The following is a 12,318-nucleotide window of genomic DNA, read 5'->3' as shown; positions in this document are numbered from 1 at the left end:
AAAGTCTGCCAAAAAGATTCATTACCAAAACGCTCATTATGCTCGCAAAAAGCGATCTTTGGATTGGTTTTTTAAGATGGTTTTATAATCGTAAAGTTCGAAATTCCCCATTCAGTGTCGAAACATCAGATTATCTCGGGGATATTTATGGAATGATGACAGGCATTCATTCTAATATCCTTAAAAAATCCATAATTTACCCGCTTAGTGAAGTTACATTTGAGGGGCATATATTCAAAGCACCAAACAATACCGATATGCATTTGCGTGAAATGTATGGGGACTATATGCAGCTCCCACCCGAAGAAGAACGTATCGGCAAACATTTGCCTGCTTATATGAATTTGGATTTGCCTTATGAAGATTTTGATTATTCGATGATTGAGAAAGGGTGATATAAAGAAAGCAGTTCAAAATTGAAAACCTTAGAAACTGGGTTGATGACCAGCGGTAGCTGGGAATAACCCTGAACTTTAGCAACGTTCGGGGGCTTCGCTCCCGTGAGTGGTCTTCAGATTCGATTTATCAAATCTAATAAAACATAATAAGTAAAAACCTATAAAACTTATCTCAAATACACAAAGCAACGCTTTGGGTATGAGAAGGAGAAGCGTAAAAAAAGATAACTGCTTATCTTTTTTAGCTTCGCACGGCGATGCGTTTATGCGACCTTAAGGAGCATAGCAGACGGCCCATACTTTAGGGACGAAAACGGGCTTTGCCCGTTGGAGTGGTCTTCAGATTCGATTTATCGAATCGAGTAAAAAATAATGTTTTGAGGCTTACGCCTTTTAAGGGGAAGGGGGGCTTAAATTGCGAAGTCCGCCCCCCATTCCCCTTAACAACCCTTTCCCCCTGACCCGCCCCCTTAGTGGGCGAGATGACAGGGCGTAGATTACTTGGTTTGGAAGTGGTTCAAAATTAGAAACCTTAGAAACTGGGTTGATATTCCTGCGTTAGCAGGGGATATAACTCGGGTGGGTGGGTAAAATAACTTTAGGAGCGAACACCGATTAAATCGGTGGGAGCGGTCTTCAGGTTTGTTTGCAAAACAAACCGAGTAAAAACCTATAAAACTTATCTCCAATATTCAAGCTTGCTTGAATATGAGATGATTACTTTAGGAGCGTTTGGGGGCTTCGCTCCCAAAAAGCGATCTTCAGATTCGATTTATCGAATCAAGTAAAAAATAGATAAACGGATTTAAAAAATTCAAAATCTCTTTTTTGGGATTCTTCGTTTTGTTTGTTATTGAGCCAATCAAGAAATTTATCCCACCACGTTGCCATTACTTTATCCGTTATGTTTTATTCTTTAACGTAAATTTTGCTACAAATTTGATGGCTAAAAAAGGGCGGGTTGGGGGTTTCTTGGTAAGGAGAGGATTAGACTTTCGGCTTGTCTTTTAGTGCAAAAGCGATAAGAAAGTAGCTAGGAATCCCCAAAGCACAGATAAAACCTATCAAACTAGCCCATAGAGCAATATCACTAAGCATTTTGTTTCTCCATTTCCATTTTTTTAAATGCTACCAAATACCGCATAAAAATCCAAGCAAGAATTATCGACAACACACTGGCTATCACCATTCCAACAATAAGAAATATAATTTTAATTGTTGGAAGCTTTTCAGAATTTATAAACAAATACGAGAGCATACCAATGAGCGAAACCACCGAACTTGCAATCATTTTTTCAAGACTACTAAGAATTATTTTTATGCTTTCCATAGGCAAATTCTGCAGCAATACGATTAATAGCATAGGGTATGAGAAATTTGAACTGCTACCCCCGTCAACTGGGAGCAATCCTGAAATTATTTGCAAATCTTCTCAAATAAAAACGGGTTGATAAATAGCGATAGCTAGTCATAACCCTATTCTTTAGGAATGTAGCAGGGATTTATTCCCTGCATAGCAGTCTTCAGATTCAGTTTTTAAAAATTGAATCGAGTAGAAAATAAATATTTTTTTAAGGTTCGGGCATAATAAATGGTCTTTCTTGTCTATTTTTCTCGTGATTAGTTTTTCCTTGTTGGGGATTTTGAGATTTGGCATTTGAGTTTTGAAGCTCTTTGATGGTGTTTTTGATACTTTGATTTTTATTTTCAAGTTCGATTTTTAGGGCGTTGTTATGTGTTTTGCTGTATTTGGGGATAAAATTGCGGAGTTTTATCACATTGATACGGACATCTTGATAATAATCCTCAGCGATTTTGTCAATACGTTTGTTTTTTTCCCAGCTGAAGCCTTTATTGTAGGATTTGATCATATCTTTATAGTTCCCATTGCGCCTTTTTTGCCAAAACAGCAGTGTGTCCAATGCCACTTTTGAGGCAAATTCATTATCCCGTATCAAGAGTTCGCCAACGAGATTGCGCACAAAGCTTGTGTCCTTGTATTTGCTGTATTTTTTGATGACACCGGGGATATGGGCGTGATAGATACCCGCACTCGGATCGGAGAAATTCAGCAGATATTCTCCTGCACACGATTCTTTCCACGCAATCGCTGCCATCGTGTAGCCAAGCCCTTTTGAAGCGCCGTAGTTATAAGCGTATAAAATCACTTGTTTTTGCTTGGGGCTAAAGTCTTTGGGGTCGGTGCATTTGCCCTCGATTTTGTAAAGCGGGATTTCAGCATAAAGGGGTGCCAAAAATATTAGAAATATTGTAAATTTTTTAATCAAAAAAGCCTCATTTTTGGGGTTTGTGATAAATATTATTGGATTTTAAGATAAAACCTTTTTAAGTTCTAAAGATATATAATACAAAAAAATAATCAATATAGCCTGAAATGCAGAGTTCAAGCCCGTGTTGGGGTGATGATTTTTTGGTTTGGTTTTGGCAATCTATTTAAAAAATTCCCATCAAAAAATGCCAGAATACTTAAAAATTTGAGCGCTAAAAATGCCAGAGACTAAAGGAGCGATTTTGAATACAAAGGATTTGTTGGTAGAGATTTTGGTTGAGGAATTGCCTGCGCTACCTTTTTTAAAAGAATTTCCCCATATTGGGTGCAAATGGCAAGAAGCCCTAGAAAAATACCATCTTTCTGCCACGCCCGAAGTTTTTTATACCCCCAGACGTATCGTGATATTTTGTCCGAAATTCCCGCTGATGACCTCTGATCGAAATGAAGAGTTTTTTGGTCCCCCGCTTGGTGTGGGCTATGTCGATGGAGATGTCAAAAAAGGCTTGAGCAAGGCAGGGGAAGGCTTTTGCAAAAAAGCTCAAGCGAGCAAGGAAGATCTCTGTGTCATCACAAAAGATGGCAAAGAAATTTTATATTTTTCAAGGAAAATCGCCGGTGTGGGCGTTGGGAGTGTATTGCCTGCTATTATCAGTGATTTTTTGGATAGTCTCAACTTTGGAAAGTCGATGCGATGGGGCTCTTTGCAAAAAAGCTTCATCCGCCCTATCAGAAATATTTGCATTCTTTTTGGCGATGAAACGATTGCGATGAATGCGTTTGGCTTTGAAGCCAAAAAAGCCACAAAAATCCATCCTGACAAGGGGTTTTTGTGGCAGGAAGTCCGCAGTATCAAAGAATATTTTGATGTGCTTAAAAACGGCTGTGTTATCCTCTCGCAAGCTGAACGCAAGGCAAAAATCCTCCAAGAACTCCACGCATTTTCTCAAGAAAAAAATATAAGCGTGCAAATTGATAACGCACTTTTAGAAGAAATCGTTGCGATCACGGAGTATCCTCGGGCGCTGTTTGGGGAATTTGACGCAAAGTTTTTGACCCTCCCGCCAGAGGTTATCATCACATCGATGAAAGAAAACCAGCGTTATTTTGCCATCAAAAAGGATGAAAAGCTCTACAATGGCTTTATCGTGGTGAGCAATTCGACCGCTTTGGATGTGGGAAAAATCATCGCAGGGAATCAAAAGGTGCTTAAAGCTCGTTTGAGCGATGCGATGTTTTTTTATCAAAATGACCTACAAAGAGGGCTAAAACCCGATGGGCTTGGTGATGTCGCTTTTGGTTTTGATCTTGGTAGCCTCAAAGACAAGGTTGCACGGGAGAAAAACATTGCTTTATTTTTGGTGCAAAAATATCAAGCGTTTTTGGATATGCCTAGCGAGCGTGCCAAAAATCTCATCGCACGGGCTTTAGAAATTTCTAAAGCGGATTTGCTTAGCGAAATGGTTTATGAATTTCCCGAATTGCAGGGGTTGATGGGGTATTATTATGCCAAAGCCCAAGGCGAAGATGAGCTGGTTTGCCAAGCTATCAAAGAGCAGTATCTCCCCACAGGTGAGGATTCGGCACTGCCCTCGGGGATATTTTCTTCTATCGTGGCATTATCTAATAAGCTTGATAGTATTTTTTCACTTTTTAGCATTGGCAAAATCCCTACGGGTTCAAAAGACCCTTTTGCCTTGCGGCGGGCGTGTGCGGGCGTGCTAAAAATTGTTTTGGAATACCAAATCCCCTTTGATTTACATAGTGATATTGCCGAGCTTTTTGCCACCTGTAGCTACAAGCCTTTGGATATAGCTTTGATTGAAGACTTTTTTATCGAACGCCTTGAGGGGATTGTAGGCTTAAACGCTTCGATTTATCGGAGTGTGCTAGGAAGCAAAGAACGCGATGTAAGCAAGATTGTCTTGAAAGCTAATGCGTTGCATACATTTTTTGAAAATTCTGACAAAGAAGCGTTTATTAGCACATTCAAGCGTGTTGCTAATATCACCAAAGAAATCAAAAATCACAAAGAAAATACAAATACATCCAAAATCAATGAAAATCTATTCAAACAGCCCGAAGAAATCGCACTTTATAAAGCGTATAAAGGGATTGAAGCTAAAGAATTTCGAAGCATTGATGCAGAGATTGCGGCGTTATTTTCGCTCAAAACCCCGCTGGATGTGTTTTTTCAAAATGTGCTTGTGAATGATAACGATAGCGCTATTAGAGAAAATCGCAAAAATCTTATCTTTAGCATTTATCAGAAATTCCTCCAAATCGGTGATGTCAAAGAAATTGCATTTTAAGCAGGGCTGGCTCTATGCTTAAAATGGGTTATGCGTGCTTGCAGGTGTTTATGATGCGTGTTTGTAAAATCGTAGCGATTTTTTCAAGTTGCTTATTATTTGCTAACGCTAGTCCCCAAAGTGATTTCAAGGTTTTTGATGCCCAGATAGGATTTTTTAGTTCGGGTGGTTTTGGGAGATTGGGGCAAAATCATATTCGGGGCGGTTATACCAATCTTTTTGGCACATTTGATATAAAAAGCAAAGAGATTTTTGGGTTTGAATTTGGCGTGGGGTTGAGTGCGGTCGGGCTTTTACATCGGGTAAAAAATCAAGATATTTATTCTGATATCACCGATGATATTGTAGGGGTTGGCTTTCGTATCAATAATGATGAGGCAAAAGACTTCCGATACACCAGCACCGGATTTGTCCTGCATACGCTATATGCGGGCTACAAAAACGCTTGGGGGAATTTGCGTGTGGGGAGATTCCCGCTAAATCTCCAATGGATAGGCGATTATATCCAAGGCGTTGCTGTAGTCATCGATAGGTTTGAAGATTTTACCATCCAGGCAGGTTGGTTTGATACGCAAGCCTATGCTAACGCAGAAGAAAATGTTGATTTTGGTTATATGCGTCATTGGTATGATCGCTTTGAGGGCTATGCTATCAAGAATAATTATTTTTTGGATGTCAAATACCATCGCCCGTGGCTTGATATGAATGTGTATTATGATTATTTTGATACGCTTTTATGGGTAGGGGGTCTCAAGACGGATTGGTATTGGAATTTGTCTGATTGGGAGTTTAAGACGCGGTTGCATTATGCGTTTGTCCGAGCGAGCGAGCAAAGCAGTGTGGTCTGCAAAAATCCCTCGTTGAGTCAAATAGCAGGATTGGCGTGTTATGTTCCTGGAAGTATGGGGAGTGTTGCGGGGTATTTCTGGCAGATTGAACAGGGTTTTAGGCACAAGGGTTGGGATTTTGGGGTGGGGTATTTGCAAAATGACAAACGCAATGCTACCAATAATCTTCCCATTTATGCTGATGATAATCCTTTAGAATACAACACCGTCGTTTATGGCGAGGGGGGCAAAACGGCTTATGTGCGGTTTGAATACGCCTATGAGGGCAAATATTTTTTGGCACTCAAATACGGCATAAGCGCTTATGGGAGCGCTCAAGATAAATCGTTGCAAGGGCAATTTAATGCTGTGCTTGGAATGGCGCTTAAGCAGATGAATATTTCTTTGGGGTATGTGAATATCGATGATAAAAACGGGTATCAAAATAATATCGCTAAAGTCTGGCTTGGCGTTAAATTTTAATCATACACTCTTGACAAAAACATAATGAAGATGTTGTTTAATGCCTCTCTCAAATTTTATTTTGGAGCACTGATGAATGGATTGAAAATAAGTTTGTTGCTAAGCATATTTTGGGTGGGTGCCTTGGGTCGTGATATGAGTTTGGAGGAGTTTAGCAAGCTTGTGGAGAGAAATTCTATCGAACTCATCGGCAAAAAAGCGGAGTTTGAAAGCTTGCTTGAAAATCAACGATCGCTCATTGCTTGGGATTATCCCTATGTTGAGACCGATGTTTCGATGGTAAAAAACAATCAAGGCAGGCTAGAGCCCCAGACCACAGCGCTTTTGATGTTGGTCCCTAAATTGCCTTGGGTCAGCACAATGCTCTATCAAAGCCTCCATATCAAAACAGCCGAATACAAAAAAAGCTATGAACTCAGCAAAAACCTTGTTTTCATCGCTGCGAAGCGTCTTTATCTAAATTATGTCATCACCAAAGAAAAATATGATATTTACACGCAGAGAGAAAACAACTACCTTTCCCAGCTCAAAATCGCCAAGGAAAAAGTCGATGCTGGCAGTATGTCAAAAAAAGACTATATCAATTTCAAAAATTCTTATTTAGAATCCAGACTTGCTAAAACCAATGTCGAATCCACGCTCATCAGCCTAGAAAAAACCCTCGATACCCTCTTAGCTATCGAGGAGATGAATCCTGATAATGCCAATTTTGGCGTGTTTCTCGATGATGCTCATCGTATCAATGTGATCGGGCTTGGGTTTGAATATGTCCATATGGGTGATTTGGAATTGAAAAAAATCCTTGATCATTCTTTGTATGCTGGCATTATTGATTTGCAAGCCAAAGATTATCAGACCAATGCCAAGCTTGCCAATCGTGATCGCTTTAGCGCCCTAGAAGTGGGTGCGGGCGTGGAAAATGCTAATTCTTCGACCAATGTTTCTTTGCGGGTCTCCATCCCCCTGCCTGTTACGCCCAAAAATACCCATCTCAAAAGAAAATATATGGCGCTTCAAAGTGGTGCGCTCGCACAAAGTGAGGTCATCAAGCGTAATATCCGAATACAGACAAATTCTTATATGAGCCAGCTTACAAACAAAGAAAAATATATTCGGATTCAAAAAGAAAATATCAAGAACAAAAAGCATTTAATGCAAATGGGAAAAGTCGCCTACGAAGCCCAAAAAATCGGTTTGTTTGAGTATTTGATCTATCAAAATTCGTATATGGATGCCCTCATTGCGCTTGCTGATGCCAAGCTTGATTATGTCAATACGACGGCTTTATTGGAAGAGACTTTAGGGCAAAGTTTGCCAAATCAGACTTCAGAAAACCAAGCTTTTAGCAACACAGGAGAAAAATAATGAGACCAATCGCACCGATAAGACACGGGTTGCTTTTTGTTGCGCTCGCCGTATTTTTATGGGGGTATGATGCCATCAAAATATCAAAAGAACAGCTCGATGATTTGGGTATCAAGATCATCACGATTGATGGGAATATCTCTAGCGGGGGATTACCATTTAATGCGTATATTGATTTTGACAACAAGAGTTCGGTTACGCAGAGTTCAAGCTTTGATGCGATTGTTACAGCGCTTTATAAACGTGAGGGAGAGAATGTCAAAGAAGGTGAGGTGATTTGTGAAATCAGCTCGATTGATTTGAGTAATTTGGATTTTGAACTTCAAAACACCCAAAATAGGCTCAAAGTTGCCAAAGATGTAACGAAAAAAGACAAAGAGCTTTATGGGGCAGGTGTGATTTCAAAGCGTGAATATCAAGTCAGTTATCTTGCAAGCCAAGAAATGGAGCTTAAAGTCAAACAGATCGAATCGACATTTAAGATTTTTGGCATTGATCCTTTGCACCCCAAGGGAAAATACGGCTTTCGTGTGGTGGCTAGAGATAGTGGCGTGTTGTCTGTCGCTCCCAAAAATACCGGCGATAAAATCCCTGCTTTTACTACCTATATCCGCATATCCAAAAGCAATGATTTGCTCGCACGTATCAAACTCCCTGTGAGCGTCTCGCATTACATCAAAAAAGGCTCGAATGTATTTGATGAAGCGGGCAAAAAAATCGGGGTGATTGAATCCATATCTGTGGTGCTTGATAAAGCTTCTAATACCATCTTGGCTACGGCATTACTCAATCAAGGAGACTACCGAGTAGGCGAGATGATCGATGTTTATATCCAAGGAGTCCGACCAAAAGGAACGATAGCCATCCCTAGCAATGCTGTTATCAAAAATGGCAAAGATTATCTGGTGTTTATCCAAACTAAAGATGGTTTGTTACCCAAAGCCGTTTCGATCATTGAGGAAAGAAATAATTTATTTATCGTGAAAGACAAAGACTTAAAGATTGGGGACAAAGTCGCTGCTGGGGCGTTGATTGGGCTCAAGGGCATTATCAACAACATAGGCGGTGAGTGATGTTAGCCAAAATCATTGAATTTTCGCTGCGTCAAAGGATTATGGTTATTATTTGTGCGTCTGTGTTGCTGTTTTTTGGGACATTTAGCTTTATTACCATCCCCATTGATGCCTTTCCTGATGTTTCTTCTACGCAGGTCAAAATCGTCTTGAAACTGCCTGGGATGTCGCCTGAGGAGATGGAAAGTCGTGTGGTTCGCCCTTTGGAAATGGAGCTTTTGGGCTTGCAGGGGCAAAAGTCATTGCGAAGCACTTCTAAATATGCTGTTGCCGATATTACGATTGATTTTGATGATAAGGTCAATATTTATCTGGCAAGAAATATGGTGAATGAAAAGCTCTCGATGGTTCTCCCCGATCTTCCTGATGGCGTTGATGGGGGGATGGCGCCGATTGTAACGCCCCTTTCAGATATGTTTATGTTCACTATTGATGGGGATTTGCCTGAGGTAGAAAAACGCCAGTTGCTTGATTTTGTGATTCGCCCGGCTTTGCGGACAATACGAGGGGTGGCAGATGTAAATTCTTTGGGCGGACATTCTAAAGCAATTGTTGTCGTTCCTGATTTTAACGATATGGCACGGCTTGGGATTTCGATTTCTGATCTTGAAAGTGCGCTCAAAGCCAATCTCAAAAATGATGGTGCGGGCAGGGTAGATAGAGATGGGGAGACCTTTTTGGTAAAAATCCAGACCGCAACGACGAATGAAGATGAAATCAAAAGTATCACCATCCCCACCAAGACCGGCTATATCCATATCGGGGATTTTGCCAATGTGGTTTCAAACTACCGCACAAGGCTGGGTTTTGTAACCAAAGATGGCGTAGGGGAGACTACTGAGGGGCTTGTGCTTTCTCTCAAGGGTGCCAATTCCAGAGATGTGATCATCAAAGTCAAGCAAAAACTCGCTGAACTCAAGCCCTTGTTGCCAAAAGGCGTGGATATTAATGTATTTTATGATCGTTCCGAGCTTACACAAAAGGCTGTGGATAATGTTTCTAAGACGCTTGTTGAAGCGATCGTGCTGATTATTATCACGTTATTTTTGTTTTTGGGTGATTTGCGTGCGGCTGTGGCGGTTAGTGTGATTTTGCCTTTGGCATTAGCCGTGGCATTTATCTTGATGAAAGCTACGGGTATCAGTGCGAATCTAATGAGTTTAGGCGGGCTTGCAATTGCGATTGGGATATTGGTCGATTCTGCGGTTGTGGTCGTTGAAAATGCGTTTGAAAAGCTCAGTAGCAACAAAACCACCACCAAGCTCCACGCTCTCTATCGTGCGTGCAAGGAGATTTCAGTATCGGTTGTCAGCGGGATTGTGATCATTATCATATTTTTTGTTCCGATCCTTTCTTTAGAGGGGCTAGAAGGCAAGATGTTTGGTCCATTAGCTAGTAGCATTGTTTTTGCTTTGCTAGGGTCTTTGGTGCTTTCCATCACGGTGATCCCGGTAGTGAGTTCGCTAGTGCTGAAGGTCAAGGAGCATAAAGAAACGTTTTTGACGAGATTTTTTTATCGCCTCTATACCCCAATGCTTGATTTTTCTTTGAAGCATTCCAAGCTAATGTTTTTTGGCGCAGCGATTTTTCTTGTTTTGAGTTTTTCGCTCTTTCCTTTTGTAGGCAAGGCGTTTATGCCCACGCTTGATGAGGGCGATGTGGTTTTGACCGTAGAGACCACGCCCTCGATTTCTCTGGATCAATCCAAGGATTTGATCTTAAAGATTGAGAAAAAAATTATCGAAAATGTCCCTGAAATCAAGACCATCGTCGCCAGGACAGGTTCAGATGATTTGGGATTAGATCTTGGTGGGCTCAATCAAACCGATATGTTTATTTCGTTTAAGCCCAAAGATACGTGGGAGGTCAAAAACAAAACAGCGCTCATAGATAAAATTTCAGCTGCGATTGAGGATTTTAAGGGGATTAGTTTTATCTTCACCCAGCCGATTGATATGCGAATATCTGAAATGCTCACGGGCGTTCGGGGCGATTTGGCGATCAAGATTTTTGGTGATGATATTGACAAACTCAACGCCTTGAGTTTGCAGATTGCTGATATTTTGCGGGGGATTGATGGCTCTAGTGAGGTTTTTACGACACTCAATGAGGGTGTGAATTATCTCTATATCATCCCAGAGCGCCACGCAATGGCAAATGTAGGTATCACAAGCGATGAGTTTTCTAAGTTTATGAAATCTTCTTTAGAGGGCTTGGTTGTGGCGTATATCCCCACGGGATTTGCCCGCACGCCAGTGATGATTCGCCAAAATAGCGAGATTTCTACGGATATCACCAAGCTAAAGGCTCTTGAAATGGCTTCAAATCGTGGCTATGCTGTTCCTATTACTTCTATCGCTGAGCTAGATGAAATCGATGGCCCTGTGAGTATCGTTCGGGAAAATAGCCGACGGATGAGCGTGGTGAGGAGCAATGTAGTCGATAGGGATTTGGGCGGGTTTGTCGATGAGATAAAATCTAAGATTGCTAGTGAAGTGAAGCTCCCGCCAAATTATTTTATCACCTATGGGGGGCAGTTTGAAAACCAGCAACGGGCGAATGCGCGATTGGCAACGGTTATCCCCATCAGCATTTTGGTGATATTTTTTATCCTATTTTTTACGTTTAGGAGCATCCCTTTGGCGTTGTTGATTTTGCTTAATATCCCCTTTGCTATCACGGGCGGGTTGATTTCGCTATTTTTCTCTGGCGAATATATCTCCGTGCCTGCAAGCGTGGGCTTTATCGCCCTTTTTGGGATTGCTGTGCTTAATGGCGTGGTGATGGTGGGGTATTTTAAAGAACTCATCAAGCAGGGAAAAAGCGTTGATGAAAGCGTTTTGATTGGTGCAAAAAGGAGGTTGCGACCCGTTCTGATGACCGCATTTATCGCTGGGTTGGGATTGGTGCCGATGTTGCTTTCTAGTGGCGTGGGTTCTGAGGTGCAAAAACCTTTGGCGATTGTGGTTTTGGGTGGTTTGGTAACATCGAGCATTTTGACATTGTTACTTTTACCGCCAATGTTTAGAGCAGTCGCCAAAAAAATCAAACTTTAAAAAGGGGCGTGGATGGTTTTGCTTGAGATTTATGCCGATGCCAAGCTAAAAGATGGCATTATTGACAAGCTATTTGAAGATGGATTTGATGATTTTTATTATTTTGAATGTTACAAATATGCAGCTTCCTCGTTGTTATTGAGTGAAAAAGAACAGGTCAGTGGCAGGAAAGATTATGGGGTTTTCAAGATATTTGTCCCTAGCGATGTGGCAAAAAACGTCGCAGAGATGATTTATGGGCTTTTTGGTAAAAACGACATTCGTATTTTTGTTTATGCTTCCCCGCAAGCTTTGGTGTGAAAGGTTTTCATTATTTTTTACTCGATTCAGTTTTTACAAAAACTGAATCTGAAGACTGCTTTTTGGGAGCGAAGCCCCCAAACGCTCCTAAAGTAACCATCTCATACCCAAAGCGTTGCTTTGGGTATTGGAGATAAGTTTTATAGGTTTTTACTCGGTTTATTTTGCAAACAAACCTGAAGACCACTACAGCAGGCAAAGCCTGCTTTCGTTC

General features: G+C 41.0%; 8 protein-coding genes. 7 read left to right on the top strand and 1 reads right to left on the bottom strand.

Translation table 11 applies throughout. From position 1 onward, the window contains the following. A partial coding sequence (locus BJI48_RS08050) for a LicD family protein (RefSeq protein WP_143428790.1) occupies positions 1–395 on the top strand: 395 nt, incomplete at its 5' end. Positions 396–1,969: 1,574 nt separating this feature from the next. On the opposite strand, the gene BJI48_RS08040 is transcribed toward BJI48_RS08050, so the two are convergent. Next, a complete protein-coding gene (locus tag BJI48_RS08040) occupies positions 1,970–2,686 on the bottom strand; it encodes a hypothetical protein (protein ID WP_180763094.1) in 717 nt (238 codons plus the stop codon). Positions 2,687–2,930: 244 nt separating this feature from the next. On the opposite strand from BJI48_RS08040, the gene glyS reads away from it, so the two are divergent. The 6 genes from glyS to BJI48_RS09340 all read left to right on the top strand — a co-directional run bounded on the left by glyS (position 2,931) and on the right by BJI48_RS09340 (position 12,104). Beyond that, positions 2,931–5,000, top strand: a complete 2,070-nt coding sequence (gene glyS, locus BJI48_RS08035) for a glycine--tRNA ligase subunit beta (RefSeq protein ID WP_180763093.1) — start codon at positions 2,931–2,933, stop codon at positions 4,998–5,000. Between the two features lie 14 nt (positions 5,001–5,014). Further along, complete coding sequence (locus BJI48_RS08030) at positions 5,015–6,310, top strand: Opr family porin (RefSeq protein ID WP_095333807.1); 1,296 nt, start codon at positions 5,015–5,017, stop codon at positions 6,308–6,310. Between the two features lie 72 nt (positions 6,311–6,382). Beyond that, positions 6,383–7,675, top strand: coding sequence for a TolC family protein (locus BJI48_RS08025; protein ID WP_095333805.1), 1,293 nt, complete (start codon positions 6,383–6,385; stop codon positions 7,673–7,675). Further along, positions 7,675–8,748, top strand: a complete 1,074-nt coding sequence (locus BJI48_RS08020) for a sodium:proton antiporter (protein ID WP_257874442.1) — start codon at positions 7,675–7,677, stop codon at positions 8,746–8,748. Before BJI48_RS08025 ends, BJI48_RS08020 begins: the two co-directional genes overlap by 1 nt. After that, positions 8,748–11,804: an efflux RND transporter permease subunit gene (locus BJI48_RS08015; RefSeq protein ID WP_143428791.1), complete on the top strand. Its 3,057-nt coding sequence runs from the start codon at positions 8,748–8,750 to the stop codon at positions 11,802–11,804. The genes BJI48_RS08020 and BJI48_RS08015 overlap by 1 nt, the downstream gene beginning before the upstream one ends. A gap of 12 nt (positions 11,805–11,816) precedes the next feature. Further along, positions 11,817–12,104 (top strand): DUF3240 family protein, encoded by a 288-nt coding sequence (locus BJI48_RS09340; RefSeq protein WP_143428789.1) that lies wholly within the window; start codon positions 11,817–11,819, stop codon positions 12,102–12,104. Positions 12,105–12,318 lie beyond the last annotated feature (214 nt).

The organism is Helicobacter sp. 11S02596-1 (genome assembly GCF_002272825.1).
Lineage (GTDB): Bacteria > Campylobacterota > Campylobacteria > Campylobacterales > Helicobacteraceae > Helicobacter_J.
Note: the sequence above shows the minus strand (reverse complement) of the source record. Positions and strands in the feature narration are given on the sequence as shown.